The following is a 15,983-nucleotide window of genomic DNA, read 5'->3' as shown; positions in this document are numbered from 1 at the left end:
TTAAATATTAATAAGCACATTATTTTGTCCTAAAAAGGCAATTCTTTGAACCTGGTTGCATTATCAGACTATGTATCCCTGGAAAGTGACTCTTGCCATGACGGAATACAATTTCCGACCTATGCTTTTGAGAGGTTGATTAGCTGTTGGGCTTTCATGCGCACTTATTCAGATAAACCAGTCAATTCCCCTAATGAAAAGCGGGGCATAGCAACCCATCATTCCTGGAGGGCTCAACCTTTGCTTGAGGATAAAGACGTTCTCATCGTTGAAGATGATCCTGTGTTTCGTACTATGATTTCTGGCTTTTTAACCAGCCAGGGATGCCAAGTGCGTGAAGCTGAGGATGGTTTGGCTGGTTTACAGGCGTTAAGAGAGGGGATTCCGGATGTTTTACTGTGTGATCTGGAAATGCCAATCCTGACCGGTATGGAGTTTGTCGAAGAGATCTCAGTGCAGTATCCGATGGTGCCCGTTATTGTGATTTCGGGTACCGGTAACATGGGTGATGTCGCTGCCGCGCTACGCCACGGTGTAAAGGATTTCCTCATCAAGCCGCTTGATAACATCATGGTATTGAAATCAGCCATTCTTCAGGTTCTTAAATCACAGGATACAGTCAGTGAGAATCGTGACTTTTCCAGTCAGTGGTTTGGTGTGAGCGAAGATGAAAGTGGTATTGATGAGGAGCTTGAATGGCACCTTGAGGAGCTTAGAGCTAACCCTCAAGCAGCTCAGGAGCTCCTGATGGGATTGATGCCGGAGACGGAATCAAGTCAGGGAGACTGGCAGCTGAATTATTGTGTGTTGCAGGCAGCTGATGTTCCGCCTGTACTTCTGGATTACACTTGGTTGATGGATGGACGTTTAGCTTTTTACCTTGTCGATTCTTCCTCCGATCCAGACAGAGGCACGATTACTACTTTGTTGATTCGTGCTTTTTTCAACGAGTACCTTCGAACACGTATGGCAGATGAGAACAATATTACTAGTTTGATTCAGTTGATTGAAAAAGGAATGAAGCATTCTGGACATGCTTCTCCGATTAAAGCGTTATTCGGTATTTTCGATGCCTGTGATAAAAGCCTGACTGTGGTTTCATCCGGTTTGGGAGCAATGCTCCAAACCAGTGACGGTAATCACTACATTCCGGTGCAGCCATGGTTGGGTAGTAATGCAAAACAAAATGATGTGACCAGGCTGCAGTTTTCTGAATCCGGCGGACGTCTGTCATTGAGTGAGATGGGAGCGGGAAGCTTTAGTCTGACACTGAAACGTTGTGGTTTTTAAATTATAAATTTGAATAACGTTGAAACTATTGAAAAATACATCTCTTAATCTAATAAAAAACGGGAGCCATTGGCTCCCGTTTGCTTCGATACTTGTTTCTTAATTCAAGAAACTGTCTCTGTGTAATTTTTAATGCTTATGCTTCAACAGGCTGAGCGTCTGCTGTTTCTTCCTCAACGTGGCCTTCGGCACCGTGCATCCAGCGGATTAGCTGGTTAGAGCAAAGAATAAGCAATACGCCGGCGATAGTAGCAGCTACTGCAATACCGCTGAAGATAGCCATTGGACCCGCTTCACCAACTTGTGCTCCGATGATACCGGCTACGTAGTTAGCAACAGCGTTGAAGCCGAACCAAACACCCATCATCAGAGATGCCAGGCGAAGAGGTGCAAGCTTGGTTACCATAGAAAGGCCGATCGGAGACAGGCATAGCTCACCAAGAGTATGGAAGAAGTATGCCCCTACCAGCCACATCATAGATGTTTTAACAGTAATGTCGCCGCCTTGCTGTAGAACTGCACCAATCATGCAAAGGAAACCAGCTGCCAGGAAGAACAGACCCAAGGCAAACTTAATAGGAGAGCTTGGCTCTTTAGGACCCAGTTTCACCCAGATAGAAGCGATAACTGGTGCCAGCGTGATAACGAAGAACGGGTTCAGAGACTGGAACCATGCTGCTGGTACTTCAAAGCTACCAATCATACGGTTGGTGTATTCCTGAGAGAAGATATTCATCAGGCCACCAGCTTGCTCAAAACCAGCCCAGAAGATAACCACAAACGTACCCATGATCATGATCACTTTCATGCGATCACGCTCTTCTTTAGTAAGAGGTTCTTTCTTGCCTGACTTGTTCATTTCAGCTGCACGCTTAGCTGCAGGAACTTTACCGATATCGCCCAGCAGACGCTCAGCAAAGAACAACTGGACTACGAGGCTAAGAAGCATACCGATACCAGCAGTCAGGAAGCCTGCTTTCCAGCCGTATGTTGCAGATGCGGTACCGGCAATAATACCAGCAAGCAGAGAACCCAGGTTGATACCCATGTAGAAAATAGTGAATGCGCCATCACGACGGTTATCGCCTTCTTCGTACAGGTCGCCAACCATCGTAGAAATGTTTGGCTTAAACATACCGTTACCAACGATAAGCAGGCCAAGACCCAGATAGAATGCAGTAACTGCGTGTGGATCAACCATACTGTTAGGCAAAGCCAGTGTAAATTGGCCCAGAGCCATCAGAATACCACCGATGATGATAGAACGGCGCTGGCCCAGGAAGTTGTCGGCAATCCAACCACCAATAAGAGGAGTGATGTAAACGAGACCGGTGTAGATGCCGTAAAGGTTTAGTGCGTCTTGGGTTGACCAGCCAAGGCCGCCGTTAATTGTTTTGTCTGTGAGGTAAAGCACCAGAATGGCGCGCATGGCGTAGTAAGAGAATCGTTCCCACAGTTCTGTACCGAACAGCAAGAACAAACCTTTAGGGTGGCCCAGTATAGTGCCACTATTGAGATTGCTCATGATTATACTCTGTGTTCAATTGTAAGTGTGTTTGCTAATTTTGTTCTTTTTATAAAGGACAAATTTTTAAACTGCAAATCTTCACATTTACAGAACAAAATGAAAACACTGTAAGTTGTTGATATTCAATAGGTTGTACTTATTTTGCGCAAAAATGAAATCTCATTTTTTATTTGCTCTTCTGGTGGAAAATGCTGATTGGGTTTTATTTTTTGGATTATCATTTCTTTTGGTGGCTGTGTTTTGGCTGTAATAACCAAGATTATTGTTTTTTAATGAATGTTACAAAATGTGTTTTGGGTTATGGTTGGAAAGGTAGTTTTATTTCTTCGTTTTGGGAAGTTGTTCTTTGTTTTCCAATACTTATAATTGTTATCAGTGTTTTTTGGCGATAGTTAAGCAGAGATTATTATGAAAGATTGGTATCTTCTTTATTGCAAGCGAAGTGAGCAAGAGCGAGCAGTGATCAATCTTGATCGTCAGGGGGTTGAATGTTATTACCCGCAAGTGACAGTACAAAAAATTGTTCGTGGGAAAAGGGTTGAGAGTTATGAACCTTTGTTTCCAAATTATATGTTTGTGTACTTCGATCCTGAGGATATCAGCTACACAACAATACGCTCGACTCGAGGGGTTGCAGATTTTATTCGTCAGGGAGCGAGGCCACAAATGGTTCAGCCAGATTTAATTTATGGCCTGATGATGAATGAAGACTGTGAAGAGCATCAGTCAAAGCTGTCAAATATGCCTTTGCCGGGTGAAAGCCTTAAATTGGAGCAAGGACAATTCAAGGGCCTGGATGCGATTTACCAGGAACCGGATGGTGAAAAACGCTCATTTATGCTGATTAACTTGCTTGGTAAGCCGGTCAAGGTCAGTGTACAAAATGAAGATATCGTCAAGAAATAAGCAAGTTATGAGGTTACAGGTCGCGACGTATTGACCTGTCTGATATAGTCCGTCTGAATTGAGATTAATGGAATATAAAATGACTACAACTTCCCCTCTGTCATCTGTTCGTAAAGCTGTCATCCCTGTTGCTGGTCTGGGTACACGTATGTTGCCTGCAACGAAGGCCATTCCAAAGGAAATGCTGCCAATTGTTGATAAGCCTTTAATTCAGCATGTAGTTAACGAATGTGTCGCTGCGGGCATTAAAGAAATTGTTCTGGTTACACATTCGTCGAAAAATTCAATTGAAAACCATTTCGACACTTCATTTGAACTGGAAGCAACTCTGGAAAAACGTGTTAAACGTCAGTTGTTGGATGAAGTTCAGCATATTTGCCCGAAAGATGTGACTATTATGCATGTCCGTCAGGGGCAGGCGAAAGGTCTTGGCCATGCAGTACTTTGTGCGCACCCGCTGGTGGGTGATGCGCCTTTTGCTGTGGTTCTGCCTGATGTAATCCTTGATGACGCTGCCAGTGATCTTCGTAAGGACAATATGGCTGCGATGGTTAAGGCATTTGATGAAACAGGGATCAGCCAGGTAATGGTGGAGCCTGTTCCTATGTCAGAAGTTTCCAGCTACGGTGTGGCGGATATTAATGGCGCTGAGTTGAAACCTGGTGAAACGGCACCAATGACTAAGGTTGTTGAAAAGCCTGTTGTTGAAGAAGCTCCTTCAAATCTGGCGATTGTTGGTCGATATGTTTTACCGGCTGAAATATGGAATTTGCTTGAGAAAACACCTGTTGGTGCCGGTGATGAAATTCAGTTGACGGATGCTATCGATATGCTGATGGAAAAGCAGCAGGTTAATGCGTTCCATATGTCAGGTAAGAGCCATGACTGCGGTAGTAAGCTAGGTTATATGCAGGCGTTTGTTGAGTATGGTATGCGCCATGAAACGCTGGGCGATGATTTTAGGGCTTACCTAAAAGATGTAGTGAAATCGCTATAACTTTTATAGAAACTTGCCCCAGAGTTGAGTTTTAGATAATCAAATTGAATAGTGAGAGGCTGCCGCCTCTCGCTTTTTTATTGCTCAATACTGAAATTCAAGCTTTTCGTTTCTTATTTCGAGTGATACTGCTCGCAGGCATGAAGGGTGTTTTCAATCAGCGTTGCCACTGTCATCGGGCCGACACCACCTGGCACCGGGGTAATATGGCGCGCTTTTTCTCGGGCTACGTCATATTCGACATCACCAACAAGTTTGCCACTCTCTAATCGGTTGATACCTACATCAATGACCGTTGCTCCTTCTTTTATCCACTCACCAGGAATAAAGTTTGGTTTACCTACAGCCACAACTAGAATATCAGCTTGACGAACATGGGATTCAAGATCTTGTGTAAAACGATGGCATGTCGAGGTTGTTGCCCCGGCCAGCAGCAATTCTAGTGTCATCGGGCGGCCGACGATATTGGATGCACCGACAATCACGGCATGTTGACCTCGAACCGAAATGTTGTAGCGCTCCATCAGCGTCATTACGCCTTTCGGCGTGCAGGCTCGAAGCTTAGGAATTCGTTGGCATAAGCGGCCCACATTATAGGGGTGGAAACCATCAACATCTTTTTCTGGATCGATTTGCTCAATCACTTTTGTTGTATCAATACCGGCAGGCAGAGGAAGTTGAACCAGGATGCCATCGATAGTGTTATCGTTATTAAGTTCATCGATTAGGGCAAGTAGTTCTGTCTCGTCAGTTGTTGCTGGCAGGTCGAAAGATTTAGATATAAAACCGACTTCGTCACAAGCCTTTCGCTTACTGCTCACATATATTTGAGATGCCGGATCCTGGCCAACCAGAATAACGGCAAGGCCCGGCGCTCGTAACCCTGCTTCGACACGTGCCTTTACACGCGCAGCAACTTCTTGTCGGACTGTCTGAGATATAAGTTTTCCATCAATGATTTGAGCGGCCATGTTCTTCCTTTGGACTTGTTGGATGAGCTACGACATTGTCGCAAAGAATGTGATTAAGATCTATAGCGCAAACGTTTGCCTTTGTGGTTCTGTATATACTTTATATAAAGATGTTAGGTGATTGTTGTGACAAGCAGCTAATGCTGCGGTATTAGCTTGAAGATCGTAATGAGGGGTGTTTGGTGTTCTGGTGGGTAAGTTATGGCGGTTACCTACTGAAATTAATGCAAATTGTTGCTACTTTGAGCACTTGCGCGGTACTTGTTGAAAAATGAGGGAAAAAGCGTTGACGTCACTATCTGACCACGTATAATCCGGTCCCGTAACTTATCGTTACGCACCTAATGATGCGCCCTTAGCTCAGTTGGATAGAGCACGTGCCTTCTAAGCATGTGGTCGCAGGTTCGAATCCTGCAGGGCGTGCCATTTCCTTTTTTTCTCTCTTTAATGCATGCTATTAACGTAGTAATTCCTACAATAGCTTAGGTTTACACTTGTGACGTGAGTCGACATCTGCATTAAACCTTACCAGTCTCTTGGTGTTCCATCCCAGAATAAAAAACAGCCGGTTTGTAAAGGCTCAGCATTTTTGACTATGTTCATTATCCGTTCGGCGGTTTCTGCTGGAGAATAAAGTTTTTCTTTATCTATATTCGCTTGAAATGGCTGAGATAGCGAGGTGTCAGTGGTACCTGGGTGTATAGCAAGCACTGTTGCATTGGGGTAGAGCCGTTTCCATTCAATACTCAGGGTTTTGATGAACATATGCAGGGCTGCTTTGCTCATACGATAGCTATACCATCCTCCGGATATGTTTTCTGATATTGAACCGACCAGGGCGGAAAGTGCAGCAAAGCAGAATTTATCCTGATTCCGATAAAGTCGTGACAGATATTGTGCGATTAATACACTAGTAAAACAGTTAACAGTCATATTTTGCCGGAAGAAATCAAACCTGACTTCTTGCAGCCGCTTTTCAGGCATCAATTCAGCAATCGAAGTTTTGTCATGAAGGAGCCCTATCGTATTGATTATAATATCCGGAAGGCCATGGGCCTGAAACAGAGTATCTAGTTGGTGGGTCAGACTGGCTTGCCAGTCCGAAATTTCAGCTTGGATAATCGCAATCTGTGCCGGGGTTGCTTGTTTTAGTTGTTGCAGCTCATCAGATTGCTTCCTGGTTATAGCGGTAACAGAGTCCCCGGCTTGAATACACTTTTCGACTAGCGCTAGCCCTATTCCTCCGGAAGCACCAAAAATTAGAAAATTCATCACTTCCTCCGTATTCATAGATTTAACAGGCCGGGTTAGAGTTAGGAGCTCTCGTAGAAGTTCTCGTCTAAAATATAGTCGCTGAGTTGAAATTGAATTGAACAGAAAAGAATCACCATAGGTTCAAATCACGTTGATAATTTCAGTTCATTGTCAAAAAAACACAAAAAGGACGGAAAATTTTGCCGTTTACCCTTGTAAATGGATTTTTTGCCCCTATTTTGTGTGAAAGGTTTGATTGCGGTGCGGTTTATCTGTCTCGACGACAGCGTGCAGGGCCGCTATAATACCGCGTTTTTAATTTTTGGTTCAGTGGCTTTATTGGCCAGTAGAAACAGAAATTATCAGAATTAAGGCGTTATGGTATCGGCATAGACCGGCCATAACACGAAAGGATGCCACCGTCAGCAAGGGCTGATCGGCAACACCACTCAGATAGCACTGAGTAAGTTTTGAGGTTAAATAAAATGCAAGTTACCGTTGAAACCACTGAAGGTCTAGAACGCCATCTAACTATCACAGTTCCAGCTGCAAACATCGAAGATGCAGTTACAGCTGAACTGAAGAAAATTGCTAAGAATCGTCGTTTCGATGGTTTCCGTCCAGGTAAAGCTCCGCTGAAAATGGTTGCTCGTATGTTTGGCGCATCTGTACGTCAGGACATCCTGGGTGAAGTGATGCAGCGTCACTACATCGAAGCGATCGTTAAAGAAAAAATTAACCCAGCTGGCGCACCTACTTTCACTCCAGTTGAAATGGCTGAAGGTAAAGACCTGGTATTCAAGGCTACTTTCGAAGTATTCCCTGAAATCGAACTTGCAGGTCTAGACAAGATTGCAGTTGAAAAGCCAGTAGCAGAAGTTAAAGACGAAGACGTTGAAACTATGCTGGAAACTCTGCGCAAGCAGCAGGCTACTTGGAAAGAAGTTGAAGAAGCTGCAGTTGCAGATAGCCGCGTAACTATCGACTTCACTGGTTCTGTAGACGGTGAAGAATTCGAAGGCGGTAAAGCTGAAAGCTTCGCTCTGGCAATGGGCCAGGGCCGCATGATCCCAGGTTTCGAAGACGGTATCGTTGGTAAGAAAGCTGGCGAAGAGTTCACTGTAGAAGTGACTTTCCCAGAAGAATACCATGCTGAAAACCTGAAAGGTAAAGCTGCATCTTTCGCTATCAAACTACACAAAGTTGAAGCACAGGAACTACCTGAGCTGACTGAAGAGTTTGTAGCTAAGTTCGGTATCGAAGACGGTTCTGTTGACGCTCTTAAAGCTGAAGTTCGCAAGAACATGGAGCGTGAGCTGAAGCAAGCTGTTAAAGGTCGCATCAAAGACCAGGTTCTTAATGGCCTGATCGAGCAGAACGACATCACTGTTCCTGCTGCACTTATCGACCAGGAAATCAACGTTCTTCGCCAGCAGGCGACTCAGCGCTTCGGCGGTGATGCTAAGAACGCTCCAGAGCTGCCACGTGAACTGTTCGAAGAACAAGCTAAGCGTCGCGTAGTTGTTGGTCTGCTTCTGGGTGAAGTGATCAAGTCTGAAGAGCTGAAAGCAGATGACGAGCGCGTTAAAGCAATCATCACTGAAATGGCTTCTGCATACGAAGATCCAACAGAAGTAGTTGCTTACTACGAAAAGAACGAGCAGATGATGAACAACATGCGCAACGTAGCTCTTGAAGAGCAGGCTATCGATGCGCTTCTTGCTAAAGCTCAGGTTTCTGAGAAAGAAGTTGGCTTCAACGAGCTGATGAACCAACAGCAGCCAGTAGCTTAATTTGCTGAAATTACTGTAGGGATTTGACTTTGATTCAAATCTTCTGCTAACAATGGTCCGTGTGAGAGTAATTTCATTCGGGCCATTTATTTTAGGGAAATAACGTTATGAACTACCAAGATAAAAACGCCATGTCACCGATCATGGATGCACTGGTTCCTATGGTGGTCGAGCAGACTTCTCGTGGTGAACGTTCCTACGACATCTATTCCCGACTACTAAAAGAGCGTGTGATTTTCTTGACTGGCCAGGTTGAAGATCATATGGCCAACCTAGTAGTTGCACAGCTTTTATTCCTGGAATCTGAAAATCCGGATAAAGACATCTTCCTATACATCAATTCACCGGGCGGTTCGGTAACTGCGGGTATGTCTATTTATGACACTATGCAGTTCATCAAGCCAAATGTGAGTACTGTATGTATGGGTCAGGCATGTTCAATGGGTGCATTCCTACTGGCTGGTGGCGCACCAGGCAAACGTTACTGTCTGCCTAACTCACGCGTGATGATTCACCAGCCGCTGGGTGGCTTCCAGGGACAGGCTTCTGATATTCAGATCCATGCGCAAGAAATTTTAACTATCAAGCAGAAGCTAAATAACTTGCTTGCTGAGCATACTGGTCAGCCACTTGAAGTGGTTGAGCGTGATACTGATCGTGATAACTTCATGTCAGCAGAGCAGGCAGTAGAATACGGCTTGGTAGATGCTGTTTTGAGACACCGTGACTAACTTTGTTTTTTGACTCCGCGACGCAGCTTTGCGGTGTCGCGGAGCAAAACGACAAGAGTTGTTATACACTCAAAACAAGGCAATGATGGGGTGAGACCCGATAAAGAGGTTAGCGAATGACAGATAAGCGAAAAGAGAGTGGTAGTGGAAAACTGCTGTACTGCTCTTTCTGCGGCAAAAGTCAACATGAAGTTCGCAAGCTGATTGCAGGCCCTTCTGTATATATTTGTGATGAGTGTGTCGATCTGTGTAACGACATCATTCGTGAAGAAATAAAAGAAGTGATGCCTAAGCGTGACGGCAGTGAGCTTCCGACGCCACAGGAAATTCGTGCAAACCTGGATGATTACGTTATTGGTCAGGGCCATGCAAAAAAGGTGCTGGCGGTAGCGGTATATAACCATTATAAACGTCTTCGTAATGGCGACACCAACAGTGAGGGTGTTGAGCTTGGCAAGAGTAATATTCTGCTTATCGGTCCGACCGGTAGTGGTAAAACTTTGCTGGCTGAAACACTGGCTCGCATGCTGGATGTGCCATTTACAATGGCCGATGCAACCACGCTGACAGAAGCGGGTTATGTTGGTGAAGATGTGGAAAATATCATCCAGAAGCTGCTGCAGAAGTGTGATTACGATGTAGCAAAAGCGGAACGTGGTATTGTTTACATTGATGAAATCGACAAGATTTCACGTAAATCAGACAACCCGTCAATCACTCGTGATGTATCGGGTGAGGGTGTTCAGCAGGCGCTGCTGAAACTGATTGAAGGTACAGTGGCATCAGTGCCGCCTCAAGGCGGTCGCAAGCACCCACAGCAGGAGTTCCTACAGGTTGATACCTCTAAGATCCTGTTTATTTGTGGTGGTGCTTTTGCTGGCCTGGATAAAGTTGTCGACCAGCGTGTTTCTACTGGTACCGGTATTGGTTTTGGCGCTGACGTTCGCTCCAAAGATCAGTCTCGTACCCTGAGCGATTTGTTTGAGCAGGTAGAGCCGGAAGATCTGGTTAAATATGGCCTGATCCCAGAATTCATCGGTCGTCTGCCTGTGACAGCGATTCTGAATGAGCTGGATGAAGACGCACTGGTGCAGATCCTTCGTGAACCGAAGAACGCACTGACCAAGCAGTATGCTGCGTTGCTTGAGCTTGAAAATGTTGAGCTTGAGTTCCGCGATGATGCTCTGGTAGCGATTGCCCGTAAGGCAATGGAGCGTAAAACTGGTGCTCGAGGCCTTCGCTCAATCGTTGAAGCAGTATTGCTGAATACAATGTATGAGCTGCCTTCTACCGAAGGTGTGAGCAAGGTTGTTATTGATGAATCAGTAATTAAGGGCGAATCTGACCCATTACTGATCTACGAAAATACCGAAAATCAGGCAGCTGGTGCTGAATGATTGTTTAATAAGTGCTCATAAAGCATGAAAAAAGGAGGCTTTTGCCTCCTTTTTTATTTTCTGTTGGTTATCCCGTTGAATCTTTCTGCTTTACCCCCATATACTCATTAAAGAGATTGAACGGAAGAGAGAAGAATATGAACTTGGAGCGTTCGGAACGCCTTGAGATCCCCGTTCTGCCACTGCGAGATGTGGTGGTCTACCCGCATATGGTTATTCCATTGTTTGTAGGCCGGGATAAATCCATCCGTTGTCTGGAATCGGCAATGGATGACAACAAGCAAATTTTATTGGTAGCCCAGAAAGAAGCGGCTACCGATGAGCCTTCAATCGATGATCTTTACGATGTCGGTACGGTTGCAACTATTCTTCAGTTGCTGAAGCTGCCGGACGGTACGGTGAAAGTATTGGTTGAAGGCCAGCAGCGAGCTAAGGTCCAGAAGCTGCGTGATGATGAGTTCTTCAGCGCAGAAGCGGAATTCCTGATGACCCAGGAGATGGATGAGCGCGAGCAAGAAGTCCTGGTTCGTACGGCGATTAACCAGTTTGAAGGTTTCATCAAACTGAACAAGAAGATTCCGCCGGAAGTACTGACGTCGCTAAATGGTATTGATGAAGCGGCACGCCTGGCTGATACCATTGCTGCACACATGCCACTGAAACTGGCAGACAAGCAGAAAGTGCTGGAAATTATTGACGTGACGGAGCGCCTTGAGTTCCTGATGGCGATGATGGAATCGGAAATAGATCTGCTTCAGGTTGAGAAACGCATCCGTGGTCGCGTCAAAAAGCAGATGGAAAAGAGCCAGCGCGAGTATTACCTCAATGAGCAGATGAAGGCTATCCAGAAAGAGCTGGGTGAGCTGGATGAAGCGCCGGATGAGTTCGAGTCTCTGAAGAAGAAGATCGAAGAGTCTAAAATGCCGGCTGAAGCTCGTGAGAAAACAGAGCAGGAACTGCAAAAGCTTAAAATGATGTCGCCGATGTCTGCTGAGGCAACGGTTGTCCGTGGCTACATCGATTGGATGCTGAGTGTTCCTTGGTACAAGCGCTCTAAGGTTAAGAAAAACCTGGCAAAAGCTGAGGAAGTACTTAACTCAGACCACTACGGTCTGGAGCGAGTGAAAGAGCGTATTCTGGAATACCTCGCAGTTCAGAGCCGTACTAACAAGATCAAAGGTCCGATCCTTTGCCTTGTTGGTCCTCCTGGTGTTGGTAAAACCTCTCTGGGTCAGTCGATTGCAGCGGCAACAGGTCGTAAGTATGTTCGTATGGCGCTGGGTGGTGTGCGTGATGAAGCGGAAATCCGTGGTCACCGTCGTACCTACATTGGTTCGATGCCTGGCAAACTGATCCAGAAAATGTCTAAGGTTGGTGTTAAGAACCCGCTGTTCCTGCTGGATGAAATCGACAAAATGTCTTCTGACATGCGAGGCGATCCGTCATCAGCATTGTTGGAGGTTCTTGATCCTGAGCAGAACAACGCTTTTAACGACCATTACATGGAAGTTGATTACGACCTGTCTGACGTGATGTTCGTGGCTACTTCGAACTCAATGAATATTCCAGGACCATTGCTTGATCGTATGGAAGTGATCCGTCTTTCCGGTTATACCGAAGACGAGAAGCTGAATATTGCCAAGCGTCACCTGCTGGAAAAACAGATCAAGCGCAACGGTCTGAAGCCGGACGAGATCGAAGTGGATGATTCTGCACTTGTTGGCATTATTCGCTACTACACTCGCGAAGCGGGTGTGCGTGGTCTAGAGCGTGAAATTTCTAAACTGTGCCGTAAGGCTGTGAAAGAGATTCTGCTTAATACTGAAGCTAAGAAAGTGTCCATCACCATGGATAACCTGAAGGATTATCTGGGTGTTCAGCGTCATGACTACGGTAAAGCGGAAGAGAGCAACCGTATCGGTCAGGTAACCGGTCTGGCATGGACTGAAGTTGGTGGCGACTTGCTGACCATTGAAACTGAATCTATGCCAGGTAAAGGTAAGCTGTCGTTTACCGGTTCTCTGGGCGATGTGATGCAGGAGTCGATTCAGGCCGCAATGACAGTAGTTCGTACTCGTGCAGAGCGTCTGGGTATCGCCGCAGATTTTTACGAGAAGCGTGATATTCACGTTCACGTACCTGAAGGTGCAACACCGAAAGATGGCCCTAGTGCCGGTATTGCGATGTGTACTGCGCTGGTATCTAGCCTGACGGGTAACCCGGTTCGTGCCGATGTTGCAATGACGGGGGAAATTACCCTGCGTGGCGAAGTGCTTCCAATTGGTGGTCTGAAGGAAAAGCTACTGGCAGCTCATCGTGGCGGTATTAAAACAGTACTGATCCCGAAAGAAAATGAGCGTGATTTGGAAGAGATTCCGGATAACGTTATTGCTGATCTGGTCGTGCGTCCGGTTCGTTGGATTGACGAGGTGCTTACTGTAGCACTGCAGAACAATCCTACTGGAATTGAGCTGGTTAACGCGCAAAACAGTGACATGCAGCAAAGTTAATTAAAGAAAAAACGCTTTCAGGTGCGAAAAGCCTTGTCAGCGTTTTTTTGTATAGCTATAAGATAGGTCTAATTCGCCGTAAGCTCAATAATATCAAGGCTTACACGTTTTTAAGGCGTTCGGTGCTTATATAATTAAAGCCTGATACAACTTGATTATCCGAAAAAGTAACAGCTCAATTGATGAGCTTGCATACGGATGATGTTCATAGAGGGGATGAAATCGTGAACAAAACTCAGTTAGTTGATAAAATTGCTGAAAATGCAGATATTTCTAAAGCGTCAGCTGGTCGTGCGCTAGATGCATTCATCGACGCAGTTTCTGAAACATTGAAAGAAGGTGATCAGGTATCCCTTGTTGGTTTCGGCACATTCTCTGTACGTGAGCGTTCTGCTCGTACAGGCCGTAATCCTCAGACAGGCGAAGAGATCCAGATCGCTGCAGCAAAAGTACCAGGCTTCAAAGCGGGTAAAGCGCTTAAGGATTCTGTAAACTAATTGATGGGCATTAGCCCGTTGTTTGTATTGAACAAACATCGATGCGGGTTGTCAGAGTTACTGGCAACCTGGCATGAAATAAGGGCGCATCAGGTGATGCGCTTTTTTTACTTTGTAACTGTGTGATATTTTTCGCAACCAAACATCCCTTGGATCGGTATACGAAGGCATTCTTCAAAACACCATGCCAGATCGAATAAGTAGGAGATACGGCAAATTATGATGGAGCGAATGCGCGAAGGCGCAAGCAGCATTTGGGTTAAGATTATTCTTGGCTTAATTATTTTTTCTTTTGTCTTTGCCGGAGTAGGCAGCTACCTGGCCGGAAGCAGCCAGCAGCCAGCCGCAAAGATTGATGATCGAGAAATCAGTCAGCGTGAGTTTGAACAGGCTTACCAGAATGAGCGTAATCGCATGCAGGCTCAACTGGGCGATTATTTCTCAACGCTGATGGGTGATCCTGCTTATGTGCAGCAATTCCGTCGTAGCGTGCTTGATCGCATGGTGAACGATGTGTTGATTGAGCAGCGTGCCAATGAACTTGGTATGCGTATCAGCGATGAGCAAATCCGTGATGCCATTCTGACTATGCCTCAGTTCCAGCGTGACGGTAAATTCGATAACGAAATCTACAACACGCTTCTGCGCCGTTCTGGTTTTACGCCGGATATGTTTGCTGAATCTATGCGTACAGACCTGCTTCGTCAGCAGCTGCTTGTCGCTCTTCAGGGCAGTGACTTCACTCTGAACAATGAGCTGGCAGCGTTGACTAAGCTGGAAAAGCAGCAGCGTGTTATTCGTAGCCTGACACTTGATGTAGCTGAGTTCACCAAGAAAGCTGAAATTTCTGATGAAGAAGTTCAGAAGTTTTACGATGAAAACCCACAGATGTTCACTCGTCCTGATCAAGTGAAAGTGGCTTATATTGAACTTTCAGGTGAAGGTCTGAAGACCTCGCTTAAAGTTTCTGAAGAAGATGCTAAGGCTTACTATGATGAGCATCAGGCGAAGTACTCTACTGCTGAACAGCGCAAAGTCAGCCATATCTTGGTTGAAGGCGACAGTGATGAAGCGAAAGTAAAAGCTGAAGAGCTGCTGGCACAACTGAATGACGGTGCTGATTTTGCCCAGCTTGCGAAAGAATCTTCTAACGATACTTTCAGTGCGAAGGACGGTGGTCAGCTTGATTGGTTTGAGCGTGGTGTAATGGACCCTGCATTTGAAGATGCGGCATTTGCGCTGGAGAAAGGCGAAACTTCTGCGGTTGTTCAGTCTTCTTTCGGTTACCACATCATCAAACTTGATGACGTGAAAGCATCTCAGGTTAAGCCTTTTGCTGAAGTTCAGGATGACATTCTTGCTGAGGTTCGTGAGCAGCGTGCAGCAGAAGCTTTCTATGATCTGCAAACTAAACTGGCTGAAACTGCGTTTGAAATGCCGGACTCTCTGGATGATGCGGCGAATGCAGTTAACGCTAAAGTTGAGCTGACAGATTTCTTCTCTCGTAACGATGCATCTGGTGTACTGGCAAACCCTGCTGTACTTCAGGCGGTATTCAGCCCTGAAGTTCGTGAAGACGGCCTGAACTCTGACCTGATTGAAGTTGGTCCAGAGCATGTTGTGGTTGTTCGTGTAGAAGACTCTCGTGAAGAAATGGTACTGCCATTCGATGAAGTATCTGCATCAGCTAAGCAGCAGCTGGCGGCCCGTCAGGGTGAGCAGAATGCCAAGGCGAAAGCCGACGAAATCATCACGGCACTGCGTGAAGGCAATACCGAGATTCTGGAAAAAGAGTCTGTGAACTTCTCTGACGCTGAAACCATCAGTCGTATCGGTGCTGACCGCATGATTGCTGACGTTGCTTTTGGCCTGGCGAAGCCTGCTGATGATAAGCCTGTTTACGGTATGACCCGTGACATGGCGGGCAACGTGCTTATTATTGCTCTGGACAAGGTTATTGAAGCTGACGTAGATGCAGCATCAGTAAACCGCCAGCTGGCTGGTCAGGTTGAGCAAATGAATGCTCAGCAGGACGTAATGGCTACGCTGGAAGTGTTGCGTAATACTGCCGAAGTCAGCTACCCGTCACTGGACGAATCAGAAAACTAA

At 45.8% G+C, this 15,983-nt stretch carries 12 protein-coding genes and 1 tRNA gene; 10 read left to right on the top strand and 3 right to left on the bottom strand.

Features of this window, described 5'->3' with window-relative positions; translation table 11 throughout:
* Window positions 1-240 precede the first annotated feature (240 nt).
* Window positions 241-1,290 carry a response regulator gene (locus AACQ93_RS12500; protein ID WP_064605299.1) on the top strand — a complete coding sequence of 350 codons (1,050 nt, stop codon included), beginning with the start codon at window positions 241-243 and terminating at the stop codon, window positions 1,288-1,290.
* Window positions 1,291-1,426: 136 nt separating this feature from the next.
* Here AACQ93_RS12500 and AACQ93_RS12495 read toward each other — a convergent pair whose 3' ends face one another.
* Window positions 1,427-2,818 carry a peptide MFS transporter gene (locus AACQ93_RS12495; protein WP_369808742.1) on the bottom strand — a complete coding sequence of 464 codons (1,392 nt, stop codon included), beginning with the start codon at window positions 2,816-2,818 and terminating at the stop codon, window positions 1,427-1,429.
* A gap of 408 nt (window positions 2,819-3,226) precedes the next feature.
* Here AACQ93_RS12495 and rfaH point away from each other — a divergent pair, with 408 nt between their 5' ends.
* Together rfaH and galU are read left to right on the top strand one after the other, a co-directional pair.
* Entirely contained in the window at window positions 3,227-3,724 is a 498-nt protein-coding gene (rfaH, locus tag AACQ93_RS12490) for a transcription/translation regulatory transformer protein RfaH (RefSeq protein WP_064605297.1), read from the top strand.
* A gap of 79 nt (window positions 3,725-3,803) precedes the next feature.
* Window positions 3,804-4,721: a UTP--glucose-1-phosphate uridylyltransferase GalU gene (gene galU, locus AACQ93_RS12485; protein WP_064605296.1), complete on the top strand. Its 918-nt coding sequence runs from the start codon at window positions 3,804-3,806 to the stop codon at window positions 4,719-4,721.
* Window positions 4,722-4,834: 113 nt separating this feature from the next.
* Here the strand turns inward: galU and folD are convergent, their stop codons facing one another.
* Window positions 4,835-5,692: a bifunctional methylenetetrahydrofolate dehydrogenase/methenyltetrahydrofolate cyclohydrolase FolD gene (gene folD / locus AACQ93_RS12480; protein ID WP_064605295.1), complete on the bottom strand. Its 858-nt coding sequence runs from the start codon at window positions 5,690-5,692 to the stop codon at window positions 4,835-4,837.
* A 349-nt stretch (window positions 5,693-6,041) separates the two neighbouring features.
* Here folD and AACQ93_RS12475 point away from each other — a divergent pair.
* Window positions 6,042-6,118, top strand: a tRNA-Arg gene (locus AACQ93_RS12475).
* A gap of 99 nt (window positions 6,119-6,217) precedes the next feature.
* Here the strand turns inward: AACQ93_RS12475 and AACQ93_RS12470 are convergent.
* Window positions 6,218-6,964 (bottom strand): SDR family NAD(P)-dependent oxidoreductase, encoded by a 747-nt coding sequence (locus tag AACQ93_RS12470; RefSeq protein ID WP_064605294.1) that lies wholly within the window; start codon window positions 6,962-6,964, stop codon window positions 6,218-6,220.
* Window positions 6,965-7,431: 467 nt separating this feature from the next.
* Between AACQ93_RS12470 and tig the strand changes: the two genes are divergently transcribed.
* From tig to ppiD, 6 genes are all read left to right on the top strand, one after another.
* Window positions 7,432-8,739 carry a trigger factor gene (gene tig, locus AACQ93_RS12465; RefSeq protein WP_064605293.1) on the top strand — a complete coding sequence of 436 codons (1,308 nt, stop codon included), beginning with the start codon at window positions 7,432-7,434 and terminating at the stop codon, window positions 8,737-8,739.
* 107 nt (window positions 8,740-8,846) lie between these two features.
* Entirely contained in the window at window positions 8,847-9,470 is a 624-nt protein-coding gene (gene clpP / locus AACQ93_RS12460) for an ATP-dependent Clp endopeptidase proteolytic subunit ClpP (protein ID WP_064605292.1), read from the top strand.
* Between the two features lie 116 nt (window positions 9,471-9,586).
* Window positions 9,587-10,867, top strand: coding sequence for an ATP-dependent protease ATP-binding subunit ClpX (gene clpX / locus AACQ93_RS12455; protein WP_064605291.1), 1,281 nt, complete (start codon window positions 9,587-9,589; stop codon window positions 10,865-10,867).
* Window positions 10,868-11,004: 137 nt separating this feature from the next.
* Complete coding sequence (gene lon, locus AACQ93_RS12450; RefSeq protein WP_064605290.1) at window positions 11,005-13,377, top strand: endopeptidase La; 2,373 nt, start codon at window positions 11,005-11,007, stop codon at window positions 13,375-13,377.
* 224 nt (window positions 13,378-13,601) lie between these two features.
* Window positions 13,602-13,874 (top strand): nucleoid-associated protein HU-beta, encoded by a 273-nt coding sequence (gene hupB / locus AACQ93_RS12445; protein WP_036801403.1) that lies wholly within the window; start codon window positions 13,602-13,604, stop codon window positions 13,872-13,874.
* Window positions 13,875-14,093: 219 nt separating this feature from the next.
* The gene (gene ppiD / locus AACQ93_RS12440) at window positions 14,094-15,983 is read left to right on the top strand and encodes a peptidylprolyl isomerase (RefSeq protein ID WP_064605289.1); all 1,890 of its coding nucleotides are present in this window, start codon (window positions 14,094-14,096) and stop codon (window positions 15,981-15,983) included.

This window comes from Photobacterium sp. J15 (assembly GCF_963870815.1).
Lineage (GTDB): Bacteria > Pseudomonadota > Gammaproteobacteria > Enterobacterales > Vibrionaceae > Photobacterium > Photobacterium marinum.
This window is presented reverse-complemented; position numbering and strand designations above follow the sequence as displayed.

Excerpts from the sequence above, each read along its gene's own strand:
- rfaH (WP_064605297.1), top strand. The coding sequence starts at position 3,227 with ATGAAAGATTGGTATCTTCTTTATTGCAAGCGAAGTGAGCAAGAGCGA.
- galU (WP_064605296.1), top strand. The coding sequence starts at position 3,804 with ATGACTACAACTTCCCCTCTGTCATCTGTTCGTAAAGCTGTCATCCCT.
- folD (WP_064605295.1), bottom strand. The coding sequence starts at position 5,692 with ATGGCCGCTCAAATCATTGATGGAAAACTTATATCTCAGACAGTCCGA.
- AACQ93_RS12470 (WP_064605294.1), bottom strand. The coding sequence starts at position 6,964 with ATGAATTTTCTAATTTTTGGTGCTTCCGGAGGAATAGGGCTAGCGCTA.
- tig (WP_064605293.1), top strand. The coding sequence starts at position 7,432 with ATGCAAGTTACCGTTGAAACCACTGAAGGTCTAGAACGCCATCTAACT.
- clpP (WP_064605292.1), top strand. The coding sequence starts at position 8,847 with ATGAACTACCAAGATAAAAACGCCATGTCACCGATCATGGATGCACTG.
- clpX (WP_064605291.1), top strand. The coding sequence starts at position 9,587 with ATGACAGATAAGCGAAAAGAGAGTGGTAGTGGAAAACTGCTGTACTGC.
- lon (WP_064605290.1), top strand. The coding sequence starts at position 11,005 with ATGAACTTGGAGCGTTCGGAACGCCTTGAGATCCCCGTTCTGCCACTG.
- ppiD (WP_064605289.1), top strand. The coding sequence starts at position 14,094 with ATGATGGAGCGAATGCGCGAAGGCGCAAGCAGCATTTGGGTTAAGATT.